The 20,582-nt window shown below is 56.0% G+C and carries 29 protein-coding genes and 1 pseudogene; 27 read left to right on the forward strand and 3 right to left on the reverse strand.

From position 1 onward, the window contains the following. Positions 1-4: 4 nt before the first annotated feature. From NIM72_RS07885 to NIM72_RS07925, 9 genes are all read left to right on the forward strand, one after another. Positions 5-232, forward strand: coding sequence for a DUF2732 family protein (locus tag NIM72_RS07885; RefSeq protein ID WP_061902056.1), 228 nt, complete (start codon positions 5-7; stop codon positions 230-232). Beyond that, positions 232-459, forward strand: a complete 228-nt coding sequence (locus tag NIM72_RS07890; protein ID WP_253419739.1) for a TraR/DksA family transcriptional regulator — start codon at positions 232-234, stop codon at positions 457-459. Before NIM72_RS07885 ends, NIM72_RS07890 begins: the two co-directional genes overlap by 1 nt. Beyond that, entirely contained in the window at positions 456-1,271 is an 816-nt protein-coding gene (locus NIM72_RS07895) for a DNA adenine methylase (protein WP_253419742.1), read from the forward strand. The genes NIM72_RS07890 and NIM72_RS07895 overlap by 4 nt, the downstream gene beginning before the upstream one ends. After that, positions 1,268-1,675, forward strand: a complete 408-nt coding sequence (locus NIM72_RS07900) for a hypothetical protein (RefSeq protein ID WP_253419744.1) — start codon at positions 1,268-1,270, stop codon at positions 1,673-1,675. The genes NIM72_RS07895 and NIM72_RS07900 overlap by 4 nt, the downstream gene beginning before the upstream one ends. After that, on the forward strand, positions 1,668-4,037 hold the full coding sequence (locus NIM72_RS07905; protein WP_253419747.1) for a replication endonuclease: 2,370 nt from the start codon (positions 1,668-1,670) through the stop codon (positions 4,035-4,037). The genes NIM72_RS07900 and NIM72_RS07905 overlap by 8 nt, the downstream gene beginning before the upstream one ends. 198 nt (positions 4,038-4,235) lie before the next feature. Continuing rightward, positions 4,236-4,421, forward strand: a complete 186-nt coding sequence (locus NIM72_RS07910; protein WP_253419750.1) for a hypothetical protein — start codon at positions 4,236-4,238, stop codon at positions 4,419-4,421. A gap of 13 nt (positions 4,422-4,434) precedes the next feature. Then, positions 4,435-4,674, forward strand: a complete 240-nt coding sequence (locus NIM72_RS07915; protein WP_253419753.1) for a DinI-like family protein — start codon at positions 4,435-4,437, stop codon at positions 4,672-4,674. Positions 4,675-4,747: 73 nt separating this feature from the next. Next, entirely contained in the window at positions 4,748-5,014 is a 267-nt protein-coding gene (locus tag NIM72_RS07920; RefSeq protein WP_253419756.1) for a hypothetical protein, read from the forward strand. A 242-nt stretch (positions 5,015-5,256) separates the two neighbouring features. Beyond that, positions 5,257-6,633, forward strand: coding sequence for a hypothetical protein (locus NIM72_RS07925; protein WP_253419759.1), 1,377 nt, complete (start codon positions 5,257-5,259; stop codon positions 6,631-6,633). Between the two features lie 26 nt (positions 6,634-6,659). Here NIM72_RS07925 and NIM72_RS07930 read toward each other — a convergent pair. Both NIM72_RS07930 and NIM72_RS07935 read right to left on the reverse strand, forming a co-directional pair. Next, positions 6,660-7,693 (reverse strand): annotated as a pseudogene (locus tag NIM72_RS07930) (phage portal protein). Further along, positions 7,693-9,459 carry a terminase ATPase subunit family protein gene (locus tag NIM72_RS07935; RefSeq protein ID WP_253422059.1) on the reverse strand — a complete coding sequence of 589 codons (1,767 nt, stop codon included), beginning with the start codon at positions 9,457-9,459 and terminating at the stop codon, positions 7,693-7,695. Before NIM72_RS07935 ends, NIM72_RS07930 begins: the two are co-directional and overlap by 1 nt. A gap of 142 nt (positions 9,460-9,601) precedes the next feature. Here NIM72_RS07935 and NIM72_RS07940 point away from each other — a divergent pair, with 142 nt between their 5' ends. The 12 genes from NIM72_RS07940 to NIM72_RS07995 all read left to right on the forward strand — a co-directional run bounded on the left by NIM72_RS07940 (position 9,602) and on the right by NIM72_RS07995 (position 15,606). Beyond that, positions 9,602-10,459, forward strand: a complete 858-nt coding sequence (locus tag NIM72_RS07940) for a GPO family capsid scaffolding protein (RefSeq protein WP_253419762.1) — start codon at positions 9,602-9,604, stop codon at positions 10,457-10,459. Positions 10,460-10,503: 44 nt separating this feature from the next. Continuing rightward, complete coding sequence (locus NIM72_RS07945; RefSeq protein WP_253419766.1) at positions 10,504-11,718, forward strand: phage major capsid protein, P2 family; 1,215 nt, start codon at positions 10,504-10,506, stop codon at positions 11,716-11,718. Between the two features lie 3 nt (positions 11,719-11,721). Then, a complete protein-coding gene (gene gpM, locus NIM72_RS07950) occupies positions 11,722-12,366 on the forward strand; it encodes a phage terminase small subunit (RefSeq protein ID WP_253419769.1) in 645 nt (214 codons plus the stop codon). Between the two features lie 99 nt (positions 12,367-12,465). Continuing rightward, complete coding sequence (locus NIM72_RS07955) at positions 12,466-12,930, forward strand: head completion/stabilization protein (protein WP_253419773.1); 465 nt, start codon at positions 12,466-12,468, stop codon at positions 12,928-12,930. Continuing rightward, the gene (locus tag NIM72_RS07960; RefSeq protein WP_253419776.1) at positions 12,930-13,133 is read left to right on the forward strand and encodes a tail protein X; all 204 of its coding nucleotides are present in this window, start codon (positions 12,930-12,932) and stop codon (positions 13,131-13,133) included. Before NIM72_RS07955 ends, NIM72_RS07960 begins: the two co-directional genes overlap by 1 nt. A gap of 3 nt (positions 13,134-13,136) precedes the next feature. Continuing rightward, positions 13,137-13,349, forward strand: coding sequence for an HP1 family phage holin (locus NIM72_RS07965; RefSeq protein ID WP_191942352.1), 213 nt, complete (start codon positions 13,137-13,139; stop codon positions 13,347-13,349). Then, positions 13,330-13,839 carry a lysozyme gene (locus NIM72_RS07970; protein WP_253419779.1) on the forward strand — a complete coding sequence of 170 codons (510 nt, stop codon included), beginning with the start codon at positions 13,330-13,332 and terminating at the stop codon, positions 13,837-13,839. Before NIM72_RS07965 ends, NIM72_RS07970 begins: the two co-directional genes overlap by 20 nt. 1 nt (position 13,840) lies before the next feature. Further along, positions 13,841-14,215: a DNZ54_00345 family protein gene (locus NIM72_RS07975; protein WP_253419782.1), complete on the forward strand. Its 375-nt coding sequence runs from the start codon at positions 13,841-13,843 to the stop codon at positions 14,213-14,215. After that, a complete protein-coding gene (gene lysB / locus NIM72_RS07980; RefSeq protein ID WP_253419785.1) occupies positions 14,212-14,640 on the forward strand; it encodes an Rz-like lysis system protein LysB in 429 nt (142 codons plus the stop codon). Before NIM72_RS07975 ends, lysB begins: the two co-directional genes overlap by 4 nt. Next, positions 14,534-14,773 carry an Rz1-like lysis system protein LysC gene (gene lysC, locus NIM72_RS07985; protein WP_253419788.1) on the forward strand — a complete coding sequence of 80 codons (240 nt, stop codon included), beginning with the start codon at positions 14,534-14,536 and terminating at the stop codon, positions 14,771-14,773. The genes lysB and lysC overlap by 107 nt, the downstream gene beginning before the upstream one ends. Further along, positions 14,736-15,167 (forward strand): phage tail protein, encoded by a 432-nt coding sequence (locus NIM72_RS07990; RefSeq protein ID WP_253419791.1) that lies wholly within the window; start codon positions 14,736-14,738, stop codon positions 15,165-15,167. Before lysC ends, NIM72_RS07990 begins: the two co-directional genes overlap by 38 nt. Next, positions 15,160-15,606: a phage virion morphogenesis protein gene (locus NIM72_RS07995; protein WP_253419794.1), complete on the forward strand. Its 447-nt coding sequence runs from the start codon at positions 15,160-15,162 to the stop codon at positions 15,604-15,606. Before NIM72_RS07990 ends, NIM72_RS07995 begins: the two co-directional genes overlap by 8 nt. 46 nt (positions 15,607-15,652) lie before the next feature. Here the strand turns inward: NIM72_RS07995 and NIM72_RS21565 are convergent, their stop codons facing one another. After that, a complete protein-coding gene (locus NIM72_RS21565; protein WP_253419797.1) occupies positions 15,653-16,420 on the reverse strand; it encodes a DUF2971 domain-containing protein in 768 nt (255 codons plus the stop codon). Positions 16,421-16,505: 85 nt separating this feature from the next. Between NIM72_RS21565 and NIM72_RS08005 the strand changes: the two genes are divergently transcribed. The 6 genes from NIM72_RS08005 to NIM72_RS08030 are packed head-to-tail and all read left to right on the forward strand — an operon-like array spanning position 16,506 to position 20,576. Then, positions 16,506-17,084: a phage baseplate assembly protein V gene (locus tag NIM72_RS08005; RefSeq protein WP_253419800.1), complete on the forward strand. Its 579-nt coding sequence runs from the start codon at positions 16,506-16,508 to the stop codon at positions 17,082-17,084. Beyond that, positions 17,081-17,437, forward strand: a complete 357-nt coding sequence (locus tag NIM72_RS08010) for a GPW/gp25 family protein (protein WP_253419802.1) — start codon at positions 17,081-17,083, stop codon at positions 17,435-17,437. The genes NIM72_RS08005 and NIM72_RS08010 overlap by 4 nt, the downstream gene beginning before the upstream one ends. Next, entirely contained in the window at positions 17,424-18,338 is a 915-nt protein-coding gene (locus tag NIM72_RS08015) for a baseplate J/gp47 family protein (protein WP_253419805.1), read from the forward strand. Before NIM72_RS08010 ends, NIM72_RS08015 begins: the two co-directional genes overlap by 14 nt. Next, the gene (locus NIM72_RS08020; RefSeq protein WP_253419808.1) at positions 18,335-18,946 is read left to right on the forward strand and encodes a phage tail protein I; all 612 of its coding nucleotides are present in this window, start codon (positions 18,335-18,337) and stop codon (positions 18,944-18,946) included. The genes NIM72_RS08015 and NIM72_RS08020 overlap by 4 nt, the downstream gene beginning before the upstream one ends. After that, complete coding sequence (locus NIM72_RS08025; RefSeq protein WP_253419811.1) at positions 18,943-19,986, forward strand: phage tail protein; 1,044 nt, start codon at positions 18,943-18,945, stop codon at positions 19,984-19,986. The genes NIM72_RS08020 and NIM72_RS08025 overlap by 4 nt, the downstream gene beginning before the upstream one ends. After that, positions 19,986-20,576, forward strand: a complete 591-nt coding sequence (locus NIM72_RS08030; protein ID WP_253419814.1) for a tail fiber assembly protein — start codon at positions 19,986-19,988, stop codon at positions 20,574-20,576. The genes NIM72_RS08025 and NIM72_RS08030 overlap by 1 nt, the downstream gene beginning before the upstream one ends. Positions 20,577-20,582: the final 6 nt, after the last annotated feature.

Below are 20,582 nucleotides of genomic sequence, written 5' to 3' on the forward strand. Positions count from 1 at the left end.
AGAAATGCGAAATATCCAGACCCGTAATTTTAAAGCTGATGACGACGCGCTTAATGCCCTGCTGAGCAAGGCCAAAACTGAGCAGCGTTCTGATGATGCGCTGTCCGTTTCTATCCGCCTGGCCGCACTGGCAATTCATGCCCGTCAGCAGGAAATGTCAGCGGCGGAAATCATCGAGCTGCTGGACAAAGAAGCAGAACGCTTTGAGAACCAGGCGCAGGAGCTGCACTGATGGCTGATTCAATGGACATGGTACAGCAGCGCGTGCAGGAAGAACTGGCGCGCAATCTGGCTAACGCGACTCACCGCCCGGCAGGGGCGAGTGAGTTTTTCTGTCTTTCGTGCGGCGAAGAAATCCCGGAGCAGCGCCGCCGCGCACTGCCCGGCGTTTGCCTCTGCGTGACCTGCAAAGAAATCAGTGAGCTGAAAAGCGTGCATTACAAAGGGGCGGCATTATGAAAACCATCCTGAAATGGGCTGGCAGCAAGTCCGGCCTGATGCCTGAGCTGATTAAGCACCTGCCCGCAGGTGATCGTCTGGTTGAGCCGTTCGCCGGTTCCTGCGCGGTCATGATGAATACGGATTATCCGGCCTATCTGGTGGCGGATGTTAATCCTGATCTGATTAACCTTTATCGTCAGGTTAAAGAGCATACGCGCCCGTTTATTGTCGTGGCGTTATCGCTCTTTACTCAGAATCAGACTGAGGAAAGTTATTATCAGGTTCGCGAAGATTTTAATTTCAAAGCGGGGCTGCCACTGCTGGAGCGCGCCGCTCATTTCCTGTACCTGAACCACAATGGCTATCGTGGCCTTTGTCGCTATAACAAGCGCGGCGAATTCAATATCCCCTACGGCAATTATAAAGAGCCATATTTCCCGCTGGCTGAAATCGAAGCGTTTGCCGTAAAGGCTCAGCGCGCGACGTTTGAATGTCTGGATTACAGCGAAACCCTGAGCATGGTCCGTGCAGGTGATGTCGTTTACTGCGATCCGCCGTATCACGGTACGTTCACCGCTTATCACACTGATGGTTTCAGCGACGACGATCAACACTCGCTGGCCTGCATCCTGCTGGGTATCTCTGAACGTAACCCGGTCATCATTTCAAACAGCGACACCCTGTTTACACGCAGCATTTTTAGAGAATTTGATCTGACCAAAGTTACTGCCCCCCGCTCTGTTGGGGTTGCTGCAGGTGAGAAGAAGCAGGCGGCGGAAATTATCGCTACCCGTAACCCCGCATCACTTCAGAAAAGGATTGCATCATGAGCCACGATAATAATCAGACGCTAACAAAACTGGCATCTGAACTGGTTGAAAACTTGGTTGATTGCCAATCTGCTGAGCAAGAAATTGTTCAGATGTATGAAGCGTGGGCGTTAAAGCGACTTATCAAGGCTTTCGAATCTGTTGAGAAGCGCGCACTGGATGCAGAATCGCGAGTCAGTGAACTGGAAGAGGAATTCGCTTTTGTCTCTGGTCAGTCCGATCAGTACTTTGCACAGCTTCAGGAGCTACAGGTAACTCGCGGCGTGCCGGCCTGCTCTGCAAGGCCCGTAGAAATTCCAGACTTCCGGGTCTATTGCGGTTCAAATGTAAAATATCGCGTTGCTAAAGACATGATCGCGTATGCGATTCGTGAGGCTGGTCATGAAGTTAAGCGGAATGACTGAGGCTTTAGCATATCCGTGGAATGCCCCTAAAAAGGCAATCAATCCACAGCTGGACCCGGCGGACGTTGCGCCGGTGTCTGCGCTTTCAAACCTGATCGCTCTCTATGCTGCGGATAATGAGCAGGAGCAGCTGCGCCGTGAGGCAGTGAGCGATCAGGTCTGGGACCGCTACTTTTTCAATGAATCACGCGATCCTGTCCAGCGCGAAATTGTGCAGGACAGAATTGTCAGCCGGGCAAAAATGGCCCGCGAACAGCAGCAACATAATCCCGATCTGGTTATCGTGGCCGATGTCAGCGCTCAGCCTTCGCACATCAGTAAGCCACTCATGGAGCGCGTTAAGTTTTTTCACAATCTCGGCAGGCCGCAGGCTTATTCCCGTTACCTGCGCGAAACCATCCGCCCCTGCCTTGAAAGGCTGGCCCGCGTACGCGAAAGCCAGATTTCAGCCTCATTCCGTTTCATGGCCGGTCACGACGGGCTGGACGGCCTGCTGGCGTTACCTGAAATGAACCAGAATCAGGTCAAGCGTTTATCTACGCTGGTCGCTGCGCACATGAGCATGTGTCTTGATAAAGCCAGCGGCCATCTGTTCGTCAGTGATGACGTGACGCCGGAGCAAGTCCGCCAGGCATGGGAGATTGTCGCAGCGGAAGCGATGCGTCTGGACGTAATTCCCCCGGCCTTTGAGCACCTGCGCCGCAAAAAGCGCCGCCGCAAGCCCGTACCCTATGATCTGATCCCGCCATCGCTGGCTCGTATGCTCTGCGCGGACTGGTGGTATCGCAAGTTATGGCAGCTGCGTTGTGAATGGCGTGAAGAGCAGCTGCGCGCTGTCTGCCTGGTCAACAAAAAAGCGTCCCCCTACGTCAGCTTTGAAGCGGTGATCCATAAGCGTGAGCAGCGCCGGAAGTCTCTGGAGTTTTTCCGTTCGCATGAGCTGGTCAGCGATGAAGGCGACACGCTGGATATGGAAGACGTGGTGAATGCCAGTAACAGCAATCCGGCACACCGCCGCAATGAAATGATGGCCTGCGTTAAAGGGCTGGAGCTTATCGCGGAAATGCGCGGCGACTGCGCCGTGTTTTACACCATTACCTGCCCGTCACGTTTTCACGCAACGCTTAACAACGGCAGGCCCAATCCAAAGTGGACCACGGCCACCGTTCGCCAGAGCAGTGATTATCTGGTTGATACCTTTGCTGCCTTCCGCAAGGCAATGCATAAAGCCGGGATGCGCTGGTATGGCGTGCGGGTTGCTGAGCCGCATCATGATGGCACCGTACACTGGCACCTGCTGTGCTTCATGCGCAAAAAAGAGCGCCGTTCAGTCACCGCGCTGCTGCGGAAATTTGCAATTCGTGAAGACCGTGAAGAGCTTGGGAACAATACCGGGCCGCGCTTTAAGTCTGAGCTGATCAACCCGCGCAAAGGCTCACCGACCAGCTATATCGCTAAATACGTGAGCAAGAATATCGACGGGCGCGGCCTGTCAGATGAAATCAGCGCCGAAACCGGCAAATCACTGCGAGACAGTGCAGAGAACGTAGGCGCGTGGGCGTCACTTCATCGTGTTCAGCAGTTCCGCTTCTTTGGCATTCCGGGCCGCCAGGCTTACCGGGAACTGCGCCTGCTTGCCGGTCAGGCGCTGAGAAATCAGAGCGATAAAAAGGCCGGTGCGCCGGTGCTTGAAAACGCGCAACTTGATGCCGTGCTGGCCGCTGCAGATGTGGGGTGCTTTGCCACCTACATCATGAAACAGGGCGGCGTGCTGGTTCCGCGTAAGCATCACATCGTCAGAACTGCCTACGAGCTTAACGACGAGCCAACCCCCTACGGCGATCACGGCACCCGCATTTATGGCATCTGGTCCCCGTTAGTGGCCGGCCGCATCTGCACGCACGCAACGAAGTGGAAAATGGTTCGTAAGGTCGTTGACGTTCAGGAGGCGACAGCCGACCAGGGCGCTCGCGCCCCTTGGACTCGTGGCAATAACTGTCCCCCTGATGAAAAAGTGAACATTTCAGGGGGCAATCCAGTATCAGTTGAACCTGTAGAGCCGGGCGAAGCGCCTCTGTATGGTCCGGCAGACTTCGACAATATGACCAGAAAACAGCGCCGGGATCTGCTGGCGCGTCTCCGGGTGGTTAAGCCGCGCCAGAAGCAAAGTTATAAGCAGGAAATTGACGATGATCAGCGTGCGCTTCTGGTTGCAGAGTTACGGGTAAGAGGTTTTGCCGGGGGCGAAAGGGAAATAAACCTGCTTCTGTCAGGGGGAAGTCTGGATTCTGGTGCAGGTATGCGCCTTTTCTACCGGAACGGACGGCTGCAGGAAGACGATAAGTGGGGTCAATGGGTCTGAACTGACTAAACCTGCATTTAAGGTGCCGCCATTGACATGCAGGTAAGGCTTTATCTAATCAAAATAACAGGTTGGGTTTACCGAGATTGCACTTTTCATTTTTAGGATTAGGTCCGATTGAATGAAAAAACATTTCACATTTCTTAACGCATCTACTACTGTATGGTTATACAGTCTTTAGGGTAAAGGGAGGGGTAAATGCACACTCAAGATTTGGCACCATTAAACCGTAAGATGGCCTGCGTTCAGTTCATTGCAGAGGTATCGCTTATAGCGAATTGCAAGCCGTCCGACATGAAGTTAGCAATGAGTATCATTGCAGAGTTGGCGCAGTCAGGCTGTGAGAATGTCCCTGAAGATGAAATTTTTTACGCTGCTGAATAACAAAGGGATCGTAATGCGTATTGAAATCATGATTAATAAACAACAAAAAATCAGTCAGGATATTCTTTCGGCCCTTGAATCCGAACTCTATCGTAATTTTCTGCCAGTTTACCCTGATACTACTATCCGCATTCGGGAAGGAAGCGCCAACGGCGTTACATTGAGCGGCGTCAGGCAGGACGATGATAAAAAGAACGTTATGGATATTTTGCAGGCAGTATGGGAAGACGACAGCTGGCAATACCAACATTGATAACGTTGCTGGCGTCAAAATTCATTTTTGGCGCTGGCAAGGTTGAACAACGAGCTTTGCGAGGCGTTAGGCGATGGCCGGTAGCGATTCAAATTATCAGGTAGTTTATCGGGGCGAAAGCCTGACTGATTATGCGCCTGGCGGATTGGTCTTCTTTCAGAGGCCAAAAGAGAACGGCGGCGGATTCTGGTTAGGCCGGACTTATGATGGTGTTTTCTGGCTTGAAATTCCGGCCCCTGTCTCTCTTTCACAGGGGCTTTTATATCTGCAGGCGGTGAAAAATTCTGTCCCGGCCGATGTGAAATACATATCCCTGAATAATAACCTTTCACTGTTCTGACTCCATGCGCATGAGTGCATGTCTATGCTGCATGAATCCGCATGATCCCAGAAAGATCGTTAGCCCTCCGGCCCGCCAGTATTGGCGGGCTTTTGCTTATGTCATGCAGGTGCATGAAAACCACTGCATAAAGCGGGCAGGCGTGGCGGGGCTACGAGCGCGCGCTTCGAGTGAAAGTAATTTGAAAAGAGTTCAGATAAGTTTTAGGATAAATCTCAATACATCTAACCCCTGGTACCTTTATGCATGCCAAGCTAGTTGAACTCAAAGAGAAGCTGGAACAGCTCAATACTTACCTTGAAACATTAACTTTTCCTAATGAAGATATTTCGAGCTGGAATGTTGCCTTGTTCCCTGCGCTTCATGTTCAAGACCTGATTTATATACCTTTAGAATTGGCAAATAAAGTTTCAAAATTCAAAAAGTATGTACCAGACGAATATGACATAGCCAGAATTGATGGATGCTTAGAGGTAATTGAAAAAACAAAATCTAATGTTACTAATATTAGTAGCGGTCAACCTGCCACCGCAGCCCAGCACGTTATATCTTACCTCTTAACAATATATTTTATAAAAAATGAAATTGATGATTTGTTTTCTTTTGAGGTCTTAGCAAATCGAGAATTATTGCCTAAAGCGATTCTCAATCGGCTCGTCATGTATGATGAAAACTTAGAGGCAATAAAATCCAAGGCTGGTGATATTGAAAATAAAATATCAATAATAAACGAAGCTTATGAAGCCGCAGAGCAATTACCAACAACTTTAAAGACATTGAGGTCTTTGAGCGAAGATTTAGAAGGGATAAATAGAAATTCATTTTCGCTAAGTGAGAATATATCTAGTCTCAACAGTAGATCGATAACTGCGTATGATGAGCTATCTGAAAAAAGAACTAAAATACTTGACTTAACTGATGAGATGAAGGATTCAATTAATCATTATATGCAAGCATATGCTGAAGAAGCGGAATCATACATTGAAAAGTGTGAATCTGCTTTCAGAGCTACAACTACTAAAGGTTTGGCAGGAGCCTTCGAAGCCAAAGCTCAAAAGCTTAATGCCAGTATAAGATGGTGGGTAGCTGGCCTAACCGGAGCTTTAGCTACTGGTGCAGTTGTCGGATATTTTAGGCTACAAGTGCTTGAACATTATCTTTCAGGAACAGATGCTTCTTCAATCAAATTATTCATCCAGTTATTCCTTTCTTTTCTTAGCGTGGGGGCACCATTATGGTTTGCATGGTTAGCGACCAAACAAATTGGGCAAAGATTTAGGCTTGCTGAGGATTATGAATTTAAAGCATCTGTTTCCAAAGCTTATGAAGGCTATAAAAAGGAGGCGATCAACCTTGATGAGTCTTTTTCTCAAAGGCTATTTGGGAATGCATTAACCAGGCTGGAAGAACCACCCTTGCGGTTTGTTGAGGAGTCACATCCATCATCACCTTTGATGGAAATACTATCTTCTCCTAAATTTAAAGAATATATTTCTAAAGGTGATGAATCAGTTGATGCAGCACTTAAAAAGCTCGGGCTAATTAGGGGGCATAAAGAAAATAAGGAACCACCTTCATCGACTACTTCAAGAAAAGAAGAAGCCTCTAATGAAGAATAAATTACCGCCGGGAGGCGGTAATTCTTTTATTCAAGCGTGTAAGTTTCGAAATTTATTACTTCTTCATCAAGCCATTCATTCAGTTCTTCGAATCGCTTCTGCAAAGGTATTAGTTCATTACGCACAAACACTTTGCTGGCCTTTTCAACGTCACCGAATCCACCTGTGTTGTTCGGGATGATCCCCATCAGCTGCGGCGGAACACGATGCACGGCCAGCATGTCGTCACGGCTCACATTCTTGATGTTGAGAAACTCATCCTTTGCCGCTACCTCTGACAGCGGAATGATCTGAATGCCGTCCTTTTTCCCGTTCGGGCTGTACATGAACAGGTTACGGAAGTTGCCAGGGCCCTTTGCGCTTTTCATGGCGCTGCGGATATTGTCCACGTCCTGCTGACTCTGCGCCGGGTCGGTCATGTACATGATGAAACCCGCATGGCTGCCGTTGAGGTAATACTTACGGCGGAACAGCGTAGCCGACTCGTTCAGCAGCGCTGACGGGATGGCCGACAGGTAGCCCGGCAGGCCGTAAATTTCCTGATTGATGTCCGGCTCCATCAGGTGAAACACGCTGCCCTTCGCGAACTCATAAGGCTCCGTGTTAATTCCATAGTGCCATACCAGTAGGTATCAAGGTCGAGGCCGCGCCGTGTAAACTTCGCCAGCGACGGCTCCAGCTTCAGCACGTTACCGAGGCGGCTGGTCCGCTTCTCCAGGTAGGCATTGCCAAAAATAAGGTAATCCAGCGCAAAGCGGCTGAACGCCTGCTGACTCAGCAGCGGATGCGGGACAAAGGTACTCGCCAGAATATTGCACTTCACGCTGATGGGTGAGCTGTGATGCACGGCGGCGCGGAACGTGCGCGCCAGCCCGTCAACGCTTACCGGCGGTTCATACCAGCGATCATTGATAACGCATTCCACGTAGTCCAGCAGTTCGCGGCGGTCCAGCACCGGGATAGGGTCGCCAAAGGTAAACGCCTCCGACGCTGCCCCGCTGGTCATGTTTTCCGGCTGCGGCACGGGCTGCGTGCGGGTGCGGTTCCTGCGTTTGCTCATTAATAAATCTCCACAATGTTCTGTGTGTGTGCCGCCTGTCCCTGCAGCGGCTCGTTTGCCAGCGCGTGCATGGTCGCCCAGGCTAAATCGCCGTGGCTGACTTCTTCGCTGCGGCTGGTTTCATAGGTCGGACGGTTGCCGCTGGCCGTGGTGGCCTTGCGGATAGACATGAAGGACTGCGCGATGTCGAGGTGGCTGGCGTCAAACTCCAGCCGCCCGCTGGCGATGGTGTCGTAAGCCTTCAGCACCAGGGCGTTTTTCACGTTCGGGTTATAAACAAACTCCTTCACCTGCGGGAAAAACGCTTTGACGTTCTCATACACGCCCAGCCCGACGCCGGTGGAGTCGATGCCGATATAGGTGACGTTATACTGCTGCGTCAGCGTCCTGATGGCGTCCGCCTGTGCCCGGAAGTCCATCCCGCGCCACTGATGGCGCTCAAGGATGCGGAACTTGCCGCCCGGCACGGCAGGCGGTGCCATGACCACACATCCGGCGCTGTCGCCGTTCTGCGTTCCCTTCGCCGGGTCATAACCGATCCAGACTTCTTTCCAGCCGAACGGGCGCAGCGCCAGCGCCTCAAAATCGGTCCAGACTTCCCAGCTGTCCACCATGCACTTCTGCAGCATGGCCAGCTGGAACACCGACGCCAGATCGTCCATAAAGACGCACATCAGCAGGTTCTGGTAATCCTCCGGGCTGTAGCGCGTGCGCAGCTGCTCCAGGTCAAACAGGTCACACCCGCCGCGCACCGCATCTTCCACCGTGACAATCTGGCGAAACTGGCCGTCTTCGCAGAGGCGACCGGCGGCCAGTGACTGATGGCTGAGGTCAATATCAACCCGGTCCGCTTTGGCCCGGCCCTTGTTGAACTGTGAACCGGACCAGAACGGATAGGCGCTGTGCGTGAGGCTGGAAGGCGTGGAAAAGTAGGTTTCACGCCATTTCTTGTGCAGCGCCATGCCGGACGCCACTTTCTGCAGTTCCTGAAACTTCGGGATCCAGAAATATTCATCCAGGTACAGATTGCCGTGATAGCTCTGCGCGGTGCGGGCGTTGGTGCCCAGGAAATACAGACACGCGCCGTTACTCAGCGTCATCGGATCGCCCTTCAGGTCTACGTTCACCTCGCGGGCAAATTCGATGATGTACTGTTTGAAAACGTGCGCCTGCGCCTTGCTGGCCGAAAGAAAAATCTGGTTGCGCCCGGTGGTCAGCGCATCGATCAGCGCCTCGCGGGCAAAAAAGAAGGTGGCCCCTATCTGGCGCGACTTCAGCAGGTTGCGGACCGAATATTTATTTCCGGCTTCCCACCACTGGCGCTGATAGCCGAACATCGAGCCGTGGAAAACGGCCTGCAGCTTCTCAATTTGCTCGTCGCTGAACAGGTTCTTTTCAGGTGGCTTACGCGGGCCTTTGTTGCGGTTTTCCACGTTCGGATTGAGGTCCGCTTCATTGCCGCCGTTGCTGAATTTACCGATCCGGGCGTGACGCTCAGACTGCCGCGCCAGCAGGTCGATTTCCTTGAAGTCTTTCCCTTCCTTCTGCTCCTTCATGATGAGCTGGCAGTAGCGTGCGGCGGTGGTCAGCTGCATCTGATCCAGCGGGCCATAGTCGCCCCACCTGTCGCGCTTTTTCCAGCTGTGAACGGTTGCGGGTTTCTCTCCCAGCATTTCAGCAATGCGGGCGATGCGGTATCCCTGAAAGTACAGCAGTAAAGCCTGCCTGCGGGGATCGAGGTCGTCGGGGGCGGGTGTCATGTTCATGCAGCCAAAATACGGCCCCGCCGCCGCCTTTTCCGCCATCCCTCATTGTGTGGTTTCCCGCACAACGTTCGCGCGTTGTTTCGATACCCCCTGCGCCGCAACCATAGGGCCTCACAGAGTTTTACTGACCGGAGCCTGGACAATGGCAAAGAAAGCAAAGCGTTTTCGTATCGGGGTGGAAGGTGCCACCACGGACGGGCGCACCATCGAGCGCAGCTGGCTTGAGCAGATGGCGGCAAATTACAGCCCTGAGCTGTACACCGCCGTGATCAACATGGAGCACATCAAGGGCTACACGCCTGACAGCCCGTTTCGCCGCTTTGGCGTAGTGGAAGCGCTGGACGCCGAAGAAATCAGCGACGGCCCGCTGAAAGGCAAGCTGGGGCTGTATGCCCTGATCAACCCGACTGACGAGCTGGTCACGCTGACCGGGACCATGCAGAAAGTCTTCACCTCTATGGAAATCCGCCCGGAATTCGCGGACACCGGCGCGGCCTATCTGATTGGCCTGGCCGTGACCGACGATCCGGCCAGCCTCGGCACCGAAATGCTGCAGTTCAGCGCCAGCGCCGGGGCGAACCCGCTGGCAAACCGCAAGCAGCATCCTGACAACGTTTTCTCTGCCGCTGAAGAAACTCTGATCGAGTTTGAGGACGTGGCCGACGAAAAGCCCGCCCTGTTTACCCGCATCAAAGCGATGTTCAGCAGACAGCAGCAGAACGACGCGGCGCGCTTCAGCGACGTGCATCAGGCGGTTGAGCTGATTGCCTCCGAGCAGCAGGACCTGAGCGCGCGCATTGAAACGGCACTGAGCGAACAGGCCGACAGCCTGAAATCGCATTTCAGCAGTGCGCTGGGTGAGGAAGTGCTGAAGCGCGAACAGCTGCAGGCGGACTTCACCGAACTGCAGCAGCAGCTGAGCCGGGAAGATGGCCGCCAGCAGGTCCGCCCGCGCACGCAGGGTAACGGCAGCGGCAGCGAAGTGCGCACCGACTGCTAATACAGCGGTGGCCAACCTTTTTAACAAACAGAGAAAGCGAAGCGATGAAAAATACTACCCGTTTTAAGCTGAATGCTTACATGTCGGTGCTGGCAGAAATCAACAAGATTGACCTGTCCGCACTGAACAGCAAATTCACCATTGAGCCGTCCGTGTCGCAGACGCTGGAAAGCAAAATTCAGGAGTCGTCCGCGTTCCTTCAGGCCATCAACATCATGCCGGTCAGTGAGCAGAGCGGTGAACGGCTGGGGCTGGGGATCGGCACCACCATTGCAGGCACCACCGATACCACCCAGAAAGAGCGCGAGCCGACCGATCCAACCTACATCGACGGCGACGGCTACAAATGCACGCAGACCAACTTTGACACGGCGCTGCCTTATTCAAAGCTGGACATGTGGGCGAAGTTCAGTGATTTCCAGGTGCGCATCCGTGACGCCATCGTGAAGCGTCAGGCGCTGGACCGCATCATGATCGGCTTCAACGGCCTGAAGCGTGAGAAAACCTCCAACCGCGTGCAGAACCCGCTGCTGCAGGACGTGAATATCGGCTGGCTGGAAAAAATCCGCCAGGAAAAACCGGCGCAGGTGCTGGGTCAGCACATCGGTGACGACGGCAAGGTGGTGTCGGACAAAATCACCGTGGGTAAAAATGGCCTGTTCCGTAACCTGGACGCCGTGGTGATGGGCGCGGTGTCGGAAAAAATCGGCGTGCAGTATCAGGACGACACCGAACTGGTGGTGATCTGCGGACGCCAGCTGCTGGCGGACAAGTATTTCCCGCTGGTCAATCAGAGCCAGCCCAACACTGAAGCGCTGGCCGCTGATCTGATCATCAGTCAGAAGCGCATCGGTGGCCTGCAGGCAGTCCGTGCGCCGTACTTCCCGGCGAATGCGCTGCTGATCACCCGTCTGGATAACCTGTCCATCTACTGGCAGGAAGAGACGCGCCGCCGCTCCATCATCGACAACCCGAAACGTGACCGCATCGAAAACCTTGAGTCGGTCAACGAGGCTTACGTGGTCGAGGACTACGACTGTACCTGCCTGGTGGAAAACATCGAGCTGCTGGAGCAGGAGCCGGAAAAAGAGCAGGAGCCGGAAAAAACGTCAGGTGAAATGAGCGAAGCGGAAATCGCACGCATCGCCACCGTGGCGGCCAGCGTGGTCAAGTCCATGAGCGGCGCGGACAGTTCAGCCGCCAGCGCGGACACCACGCAGACCGGTGATGCCGGTGATGGCAGCAAAGGCGGAGCGTAACCCGTGACTAACCCTTTCCGCGCGCATACGCGCTTTATTCAGGCACAGGAGGCCGCCCGGTCGGGCGGCAGTGGCCGCAGCACAAAGGGCTATGACCTGATGCTGCTGCAGCTGAACGAAGACCGCCGCCGCCTCAAGGGCATTCAGTCCAACGTCCGTAAGGCCGAAATCAAGGTGGAGGTGCTGCCAAAGTACGCCGCGTGGGCTGAGGGCGTGCTGAGTGCTGACGGCGCACAACAGGACGACGTACTGATGTACGTGATGCTGTGGCGCGTTGATGCCGGTGACTATGCCGGTGCGCTGGCGATTGGCCGCCACGCACTGAAGCACGGCTGGGCGATGCCGCTGGGACAACGCACCACGGCGACAGTGCTGGCCGAAGAAATTGCCGACGCGGCAAAGGCCGCCATTCTGGCAAAGACGCCTTTTGATCCGGCCCTGCTGCTCGAAGCGCTGGAAGTTGTGGACGCGCACGACATGCCCGATCAGTCGCGCGCCCGCCTGCACAAGTCCATCGGCTGGGTGCTGACGGAAAGCAGCCCGGCGTCCGCGCTGAACCATCTGAAGCGTGCCCTGCAGCTGGACGACAAATGCGGCGTTAAAAAAGACATTGAGCAGCTGGAGCGGAAAATCCGTAACGCCAGCTGATAACCGGACGTGCCCACGCGCGGGGCGGCACGGGGTGGCGACAGGCAGCGCCGCATCAAAACCCCGTCCACCGCCCACCTATTCAGGAGTAACAGAGCAATGGAATTTATCGCGCCACAGAAGGCGACGGGAACGCCGGACATCATCCCCAATAACTCATTCTGGCCGGACGTTGATCTGGCGAAGTTCCGCAGCGTCATGCGCATTGACGGCACCGTGACGCCAGAGCGTCTGCGTCAGGTGGTGCTGACCGCGATGGCGGAGGTAAACGCGGAGCTTTACCCGTGGCGTGAGCGGCAGGAGCTGGCCGGTCATAACGGCCTGGCTGACGTTCCGGCTGAGCGTCTGGCCGGTGTGAGCGTGCGGCTGCATCACTATGAAAATGCGGTGTGGTGCTGGACGCGCGCGGTGCTGAACGAGCGCTATCAGGATTTTGACGCCACCGCCTCCGCCGTGAAGCGCGGCGAAGAACTGAATGATGCCAGTGGCGACCTGTGGCGCGATGCGCGCTGGGCCGTCAGCCGCGTGCAGGACATGCCGCACTGCACCGTGGAGCTTATCTGATGAAGGTGCGTGCGCAGCAGTATGACACGGTGGACGCACTCTGCTGGCGTCACTACGGGCGCACGCAGGGCATGACGGAACAGGTGCTGCAGGCAAATCCGGGGCTGGCGGAGCACGGTCCCCTCTTACTGCACGGGCTGGAAGTGGAGCTGCCGGACGTGACAGCGACGGCCACCGTGCAGGCCGTCCAGCTTTGGGACTGAATCATGTGGGAAAAAATCAGCACCTTTTTAACCTGGTGCATTGCGGTAGTGATGGCGTGGCTGGGCGGCATGGACCTGAAAGACATGTCCACCGTGGCCGGTGTACTTATCGGCCTGCTAATGGCGCTTATCAGCTGGTACTACAAACACAAAACCTATCAGCTGCTGGCAAGCGGGCGCATTACGCGGAGTGAATATGAATCTGCAGACCGTTAAACGCTGCGCCGTGGGCGTGGTGCTGGCGCTGGCCGCCTCAATGCCCGGCTTTCAGCAGTTGCACACCTCCGTGGAGGGGCTGCGGCTGATTGCGGATTACGAGGGCTGCCGCCTGCAGCCGTACCAGTGCAGCGCGGGAAAGTGGACCGACGGCATTGGTAATACGTCCGGCGTGGTGCCGGGTAAGTCCATCACGGAACGGCAGGCGGCGGGGAATTTCATCACCAACGTGTTGCGCACTGAGGCGGCACTGGCGCGCTGCGTGGCGGTTTCCATGCCGCAGCAGGTTTATGACGCGCTGGTGTCGCTGGCGTTCAACGTCGGGACCGGCAACGTGTGCGGCTCCACAATGGTGTCGCTGCTGAAAAAGGGTAAATGGCGCGATGCGTGTTATCAGCTGCCGCGCTGGGTGTACGTGAAAGGCGTATTTAATCAGGGGCTGGATAACCGGCGCGGGCGTGAGCTGGCCTGGTGCCTTAAAGGAGTCTGAAATGCAGATGGTTAAAACATGGTGGTTTACGGCGTCACTCACCGTCCTGCTGACGCTGGTCAGTATCAGTCACGGCAGCTTTGCGGGCTATCCGCTGGCGGCGCTGCTTTGGGCGGAGTTTATCGCATGGGCTTTTATCGGTTTTTCCGGGCTATGCTGCGCTACAGCTTTTACTGGCGGGGAGCGTAAACGGGTATTTGCCTGGCTGCTGAGGTTTGCGCAGCTGGCTGACCGCGTGCCGCTCAGGTGGTATCACCGCATAGTTATCGCAGTGGTGATGTGGACAGCGGGATGGCAGCTGACGGTGCTCATGAGCCTGAACGCCTTGTTTTATCGCTGGATGATCAGGCCAGAGCTTAAGAAGGCTGCGGCATGACGCGCGCACTGGCAGTTATCGTGCTGATCCTGCTGCTTGTCACCGGCGTGCAGTCTTACCGGCTGAACAGCGCCCACGGCAGGATTGATGCGCAGCAGACCACCATTGAGGGCCAGGGCAAAAAGCTGAGCCAGAAAAACAGCCAGCTGATTGCCCTGAATATCCTGACGCAGACCAGCAGCCAGTCGCAGACGCAGCTTTACGCCGCAGCCGAACGCAACGGCCAGCTGCTGCGCAACCGGCAGCGAAAGATTGAGGAACTGAAACGTGAAAATGAAGACCTGCGCCGCTGGGCTGATGCCGCTCTGCCTGATCCTGTTGTCCGGCTGCGCCAGCGACCGGCCTTCTCAGGAGGTGAATCTTACCGTGAGTGGCTGTCCCAAAATCACCCGCTGCCAGCTGGACCCGGCCTCGCCGCGAAGTAACGGCGATCTGAATGCCCTGCTGGATGAAACCGAGGCCGCCTGGGCGGCGTGCGCGGATAAGGTCGATACCATCATCAGCTGTCAGGAAAAAGACGATGAACAAGCCGCAGTCCTTACGCAGCGCCCTGAATAAGTCGGTCCAGTATGTGGCCGACAACCCGGACCGCCTGCACCTGTTCGTGGACAGCGGCCAGCTGGTCGCCACGTCCGCCGCGTCCCTGTCGTGGGAATACCGCTACACCTTGAACGTGGTGATCACCGACTTTACCGGCGACCAGAACCTGCTGATGGCCCCGGTGCTTTTGTGGCTGCGGGAAAATCAGCCCGACGCGCTGCAGAACAGTGAGGCGCGCGAAAGGCTGTTTTCGTTTGAGGTCGATATTCTGGGGAATGACCGCTGCGACATCAGTATGGACCTGAAGCTGACCGAGCGCGTGGTAGCAACCACTGTAGACGGTAAAGTCAGTATTGAGGCGGTGCCCGAGCCGGACGCGCCGGAGGAAGTCTGGACGGTGAAACGTGGCTGAACTTCATGAAGTGGATGCATGGCTGGCGGCGCTGCTGTCACAGCTGGAGCCTGCCGCCCGGAAAAAAATGCTGCGCGAGGTGGCACGCGACGTGCGCCGCATTCAGCAGGCAAACATCACCGCGCAGCGCTCGCCGGACGGCACCGCATGGGAGCCGCGCCGCGTCAGCGCCCGCAGCAAAAAGGGCCGCATCCGTCGCGGGATGTTCGCGAAGCTGAAAACGGCAAAGTACCTGAAGGCGCAGGCGAATGCAGACGCCGCTGAGGTTGCATTTGTTCCGGGGGTGCAGAAGCTGGCCCGCGTCCATCACTATGGACTGCGGGACCGGGTTAGCCGTCGCGGACCTGTGGTTAAATATGCTGAACGTTCCCTGCTGGGCTTCAATGGAGAAACCGAGACAACGGTGAGCGATATTCTTCTTAGGTGGTTAAGGGGTTAAGTCAACTTAGAACCCTAATTTGTATTATTGAAAAGTAAGGATCACCTTAAAATAAACGTTTCAAAGCTTCATCAGGGGTTAAAAGAGTTGAAGATATTATCTTCTCATCTGCGAGATTGAATTTTTTCAAAATAGCTCTAACGCTACTTCCATATGGCTCGGAAGCATATGGCGATATGTAAATTTTCTCAATCAAAACGGCTGGATCTATGCCTATTATTTCTGCGGTGGTATTTTTAGGGTCCATTATACCTATTGCATGATGTCTATTATACATTAGCCTGACCTCGTGCTCATGCTTAAAGGAAAGACGTTTGAATGCAGGTATCAGTTTGACGCCGTTAAAACCAGATAGGAACGGAGTTTGGCTGTATAAATCTAAATATTGAACTTCAGTTAAAATAATTGAGCTTGCTTGTTCTGAAGTTATGCAGTCTATAAGCGAGCCAATAGTAGATTGTATTGCAACTCCTTTCTTATTGTCAGAATAAAGTTGCCACATGGCTTCTGATTCATGATTATTCTGATGCCAGCAGTTGACTGTAAATGTACCAAGTATTTTGAAAATATTGTCGCTTATGATTTCAATTTGCTCTTTTTCGTGGCTGCTTTGAGTCAATTGCGTAAGTAACATATCTCTAAAAGATTTAGGTAGCAAACCTTCAAATGGATCAGTTTCACCGTAGCTCGATATCGGGGAAAAGTAGAGGGATTTTGAGTCGAGTAAGTTGATAAGTTTATCTAGAGACATATAGCGCCAGATTTTCTGCTCGCTATTTAAATTGCTGCTTATATTTGCGCGCTCAAGTTTCACGATTTAATCCTTTTAAAAAGTTGTGTGAATGCCAGCACAATCTAACATGCTTCTCATTATTTCGTTCAAATGAGATTTTTAAGTCATGAACGAAAAACTGACCGAAATCATGCGCCTTATCACCAACCTGATCCGCACCGGCACCGTGTCCGAAGTGGATCCGGTGAACTGGCTGTGCCGGGTGAAAACGGGCGATCTCGAAACCAACTGGATTAACTGGCTCACCCTGCGCGCCGGTAGCACGCGCACATGGTGGCAGCCTACCGTCGGGGAACAGGTTGTGCTGCTGAGCCTGGGCGGCAACCTTGAAACCGCCTTTGCGCTGCCCGCCATTTATTCCGAAGCCTTTCCGCCGCCCGACTACTCGGAAGACGGCACCACCACGGTGTTTAAGGACGGCGGCTGGTTTCAGTACGAGCCGCAAACCGGCCTGCTGCTGATAAAGAATATTAAAAGCGTGCGCATTGAGGCGGCAGACGGCATTCAGCTGATCACCGACGCGCTGGGGATAGAGGCCAGCCAGACCAGGATTAACGGTGACACCACGATGAACGGTGATGTGACCCAGGGCGGCGGTTCAATGCGTTCAAACGGCATCGTGGTGCATACCCATAAGCACGGCGGCGTGAAGTCCGGCGGCGACACGTCAGGAGGCCCGCAATGATGTATCTCGGCATGAACCGCGACACCGGCGAAGCCATTACCGACATCGAGCACATCCGGCAGAGCGTGCGCGACATCCTGATAACCCCGGAAGGCAGCCGCATCGCCCGGCGTGGTTATGGTTCGATGTTGTCCGCGATGATTGACTGGCCGCAGAACGACGCCACCGAACTGCAGGTAATGGCCGCCACCTATACCGCACTGAGCCGCTGGGAGCCGCGCATCCGGCTGGCCTCGGTAAACATCACGCGCAACGCGGACGGCTCTATGCAGGTTGATCTTAGCGGTCAGCGTGCTGACGGCTCACCGCTTTCTCTGACGGTTTCAACGGGGGTGAACAGTGGCAGTAATTGACCTTTCGCAGCTGCCTGCGCCGCAGATTATTGAGGTGCCGGACTTTGAAACGCTGCTGGCAGAGCGCAAAGAGGCGCTGATTGCGCTTTATCCAGCGGATGAACAGGCCGCCATGCGCCGCGTGCTGGCGCTGGAGTCTGAGCCGGTGGTTAAAAGCCTGCAGGAGAACGTCTACCGGGAAATCCTGCTGCGCCAGCGCATTAACGAGGCAGCACAGGCGGTCATGGTGGCTTATGCCATCGGCAGCGATCTGGACCAGCTGGCCGCCCGCAGTAACGTGCAGCGCCTGACCGTGACCCCTGCAAATCCTGACGCGGTGCCGCCGGTGGATGCGGTGATGGAATCGGACGACGCGCTACGCGTGCGCGTGCCGGAGGCGTTTGAGGGGCTGAGCGTGGCCGGACCGACGGGTGCGTATGAGTTTCACGCAAAAAGCGCCGATGGCCGGGTGCAGGACGTGTCCGCCATCAGCCCCTCACCGGCGACGGTGCTGATCACCGTCCTGAGCCGCGAAGGCGACGGCACGGCGGCAGCGGATTTGCTGACCACAGTGAACACCGCGCTGAACGCCGACAGCGTGCGCCCGGTGGCCGACCGCGTGACGGTTCAGGGAGCAGCTATCCGCAGCTACAGCGTGAAGGCCAGGCTGCACCTGTTCGACGGCGTGGCCGCCGGTCCCTGCCTTGAGGCGGCAAACGCGAAGCTGGCCGCTTACCTGACCGAGCAGAAAAAGCTGGGGCGCAGCGTGCGGCGTGAGTCATACGGGGCGGTGATGCGCGTGGCCGGTGTGGACTGGGTGGAAATCACCGAACCGGCGCAGGACATCATCATGGACCGCACGCAGGCGGGTTACTGCACCGGCACGGACATTTCCGTGGCGGGCGATCAGGGGGTGACATGAGCAACAGCAGCCTGATGCCGCCCGGTTCGTCTGCGCTGGAGCGCCGCCTGGCAGAAGCCTGCAGCGGCATTTCCGGGCTGAACGTGCCGCTGCGGGATTTATGGAACCCGGCCACCTGCCCGGCGGGCTTTCTGCCCTATCTGGCCTGGGCGTTTTCGGTGGACCGCTGGGACGAAGGCTGGACGGAAAGCGTCAAGCGGCAGGTGGTGAGCGATGCGTTTTACATCCATCAGCACAAGGGCACCATCAGCGCCATCCGCCGCGTGGTGGAGCCGTTCGGCTTCCTGATCCGGGTTATTGAGTGGTGGAACAACAATGAGCCGCCCGGCACGTTCCGCCTGGACATCGGCGTGCAGGACCAGGGCATTACAGAAGAAACCTACACGGAACTGGAGCGGCTGATAAGCGACGCGAAGCCGTGCAGCCGTCACCTGCTGGGGATGTCCATCAACCTGCAGAGCGGCGGGACGTTATTCACCGGCGCGGGCAGCTATGAGGGCGACGATCTCACCGTCTACCCCTACACCCCGGACATTATCTCCGTCGGCGGCCAGAGCTACACGGGCGCGGCGGTTCACGTTATCGACCTGATGGAAGTGGGACCATGACAAAATTCTATGCCATCGTGACCAGCACCGGCGCGGCAAAGATTGCCAACGCCGTGTCGCTCGGCACAAAACTGAACATCACGCACATGGCCGTGGGCGACGGCGGCGGCACACTGCCGACGCCGAACGCCAGCCAGACGAAGCTGGTTAACGAGGTGCGCCGCGCCGCGCTTAACTCGCTGACAGTGGACGCGGCCAACAGCAGCCAGATTATTGCAGAGCAGGTCATCCCGGAAACCGAGGGCGGATTCTGGATCCGGGAAATGGGGCTGTTTGACGGTGACGGCACGCTGATTGCCGTGTGCAACACCGCCGAAACCTACAAGCCCGCGCTTCAGGAGGGCAGCGGGCGCACCCAGCGGCTGCGCATGATCATTATTGTCAGCAGTACCGACGCCGTGACGCTGAAGGTGGACCCGTCCGTGGTGCTGGCAACGCGGCAGTACGTGGATGACAGCGTGCTGGAGGTGCGCCAGTATGCGGACAAACTGACAGCCGCGCATCTTGCCGCCGCGAATCCGCATCCGCAGTACCTGCTGGCCGCTGACGGTTCGGCAATGCCGGTCGGCATTCCGCAGCCGTGGCCGCTGGCAACGCCCCCGACCGGCTGGCTGAAGTGCAACGGCGCATCCTTCAGCGCCTCCGCCTATCCGGCGCTGGCGAAAGTCTATCCGTCACTGAAGCTGCCCGACCTGCGCGGGGAGTTTATCCGCGGCTGGGACGACGGGCGCGGTGCTGACAGCGGGCGTGCGCTGCTTTCAGCGCAGGGCGATGCCATCAGGAACATGACCGGCGTTCAGTCGCTGGCCGTGCCATATAACGGCAAATCAGACGGGGTTTTTTACAACAACGGCAAAAATGCCAATGAGGGCGTTTATGTTGATGGAGCAGCCATTACCGACGGGCCTCCTGTTGGCAACACATCAAACGGGCAGTCTATGGGCGAGAAAATCTATTTTGACGCCTCGCGCGTGGTGCCGGTGGCGGCGGAGAACCGCCCGCGAAACGTGGCGTTTAACTACATCGTGAGGGCAGCATAATGGCGAAGGCAACGCTTGATAAGAACGGGCTGGCAAAAGCCGACGGCACGCTGACGGTGTATGGCTATGACGCCCTGACCGGGGAGTTTACCGGTGCGGTGCAGGAATTTCTGGCGCAGGGCGTCGGCCTGCCCGCCTGTTCCTGCCTGACCGCACCGCCTGACGCGCAGGCGGGCACGGTGGCCGTGTACCAGGACGGCAGCTGGCTGAACGTGCCGGACCATCGCGGCGAAACGGTTTACCCGGTATCCGGCGGCGCGCCAGTGAAAATCACCGCGCTGGGTGACTATCCGGCGGACACGACAACGCTTGCCCCCGCAACCGCGTTTGATAAGTGGGACGGCGAAAAGTGGGTGACCGACAGCGATGCACAGCATCAGTCGCGGCTTGACGCGGCGGCCACCGAAAAGGCAGAGCGCGTAAGTGAGGCAAACGGCATCACCCAGGCATGGCAGACGCAGCTGCTGTTAGGCATCATCACCGACGCGGACAAAGCCACGCTTACTGCCTGGATGAAGTACGTGCAGGCGGTGCAGGCCACCGACGTGTCAGGCGCGCCGGATATAAGCTGGCCCGAAAAGCCCGCCTGATGGTCG

The sequence above is a fragment of the Pantoea sp. B550 genome, from assembly GCF_024158165.1.
In the GTDB taxonomy this organism is placed as follows: domain Bacteria; phylum Pseudomonadota; class Gammaproteobacteria; order Enterobacterales; family Enterobacteriaceae; genus Pantoea; species Pantoea alfalfae.

Coding starts and splice junctions, on each gene's coding strand:
- NIM72_RS07885 (WP_061902056.1), top strand. CDS start 5: ATGCGAAATATCCAGACCCGTAATTTTAAAGCTGATGACGACGCGCTT.
- NIM72_RS07890 (WP_253419739.1), top strand. CDS start 232: ATGGCTGATTCAATGGACATGGTACAGCAGCGCGTGCAGGAAGAACTG.
- NIM72_RS07895 (WP_253419742.1), top strand. CDS start 456: ATGAAAACCATCCTGAAATGGGCTGGCAGCAAGTCCGGCCTGATGCCT.
- NIM72_RS07900 (WP_253419744.1), top strand. CDS start 1,268: ATGAGCCACGATAATAATCAGACGCTAACAAAACTGGCATCTGAACTG.
- NIM72_RS07905 (WP_253419747.1), top strand. CDS start 1,668: ATGACTGAGGCTTTAGCATATCCGTGGAATGCCCCTAAAAAGGCAATC.
- NIM72_RS07910 (WP_253419750.1), top strand. CDS start 4,236: ATGCACACTCAAGATTTGGCACCATTAAACCGTAAGATGGCCTGCGTT.
- NIM72_RS07915 (WP_253419753.1), top strand. CDS start 4,435: ATGCGTATTGAAATCATGATTAATAAACAACAAAAAATCAGTCAGGAT.
- NIM72_RS07920 (WP_253419756.1), top strand. CDS start 4,748: ATGGCCGGTAGCGATTCAAATTATCAGGTAGTTTATCGGGGCGAAAGC.
- NIM72_RS07925 (WP_253419759.1), top strand. CDS start 5,257: ATGCATGCCAAGCTAGTTGAACTCAAAGAGAAGCTGGAACAGCTCAAT.
- NIM72_RS07935 (WP_253422059.1), bottom strand. CDS start 9,459: ATGAACATGACACCCGCCCCCGACGACCTCGATCCCCGCAGGCAGGCT.
- NIM72_RS07940 (WP_253419762.1), top strand. CDS start 9,602: ATGGCAAAGAAAGCAAAGCGTTTTCGTATCGGGGTGGAAGGTGCCACC.
- NIM72_RS07945 (WP_253419766.1), top strand. CDS start 10,504: ATGAAAAATACTACCCGTTTTAAGCTGAATGCTTACATGTCGGTGCTG.
- NIM72_RS07955 (WP_253419773.1), top strand. CDS start 12,466: ATGGAATTTATCGCGCCACAGAAGGCGACGGGAACGCCGGACATCATC.
- NIM72_RS07960 (WP_253419776.1), top strand. CDS start 12,930: ATGAAGGTGCGTGCGCAGCAGTATGACACGGTGGACGCACTCTGCTGG.
- NIM72_RS07965 (WP_191942352.1), top strand. CDS start 13,137: ATGTGGGAAAAAATCAGCACCTTTTTAACCTGGTGCATTGCGGTAGTG.
- NIM72_RS07970 (WP_253419779.1), top strand. CDS start 13,330: ATGAATCTGCAGACCGTTAAACGCTGCGCCGTGGGCGTGGTGCTGGCG.
- NIM72_RS07975 (WP_253419782.1), top strand. CDS start 13,841: ATGCAGATGGTTAAAACATGGTGGTTTACGGCGTCACTCACCGTCCTG.
- lysB (WP_253419785.1), top strand. CDS start 14,212: ATGACGCGCGCACTGGCAGTTATCGTGCTGATCCTGCTGCTTGTCACC.
- NIM72_RS07990 (WP_253419791.1), top strand. CDS start 14,736: ATGAACAAGCCGCAGTCCTTACGCAGCGCCCTGAATAAGTCGGTCCAG.
- NIM72_RS08005 (WP_253419800.1), top strand. CDS start 16,506: ATGAACGAAAAACTGACCGAAATCATGCGCCTTATCACCAACCTGATC.
- NIM72_RS08010 (WP_253419802.1), top strand. CDS start 17,081: ATGATGTATCTCGGCATGAACCGCGACACCGGCGAAGCCATTACCGAC.
- NIM72_RS08020 (WP_253419808.1), top strand. CDS start 18,335: ATGAGCAACAGCAGCCTGATGCCGCCCGGTTCGTCTGCGCTGGAGCGC.
- NIM72_RS08025 (WP_253419811.1), top strand. CDS start 18,943: ATGACAAAATTCTATGCCATCGTGACCAGCACCGGCGCGGCAAAGATT.
- NIM72_RS08030 (WP_253419814.1), top strand. CDS start 19,986: ATGGCGAAGGCAACGCTTGATAAGAACGGGCTGGCAAAAGCCGACGGC.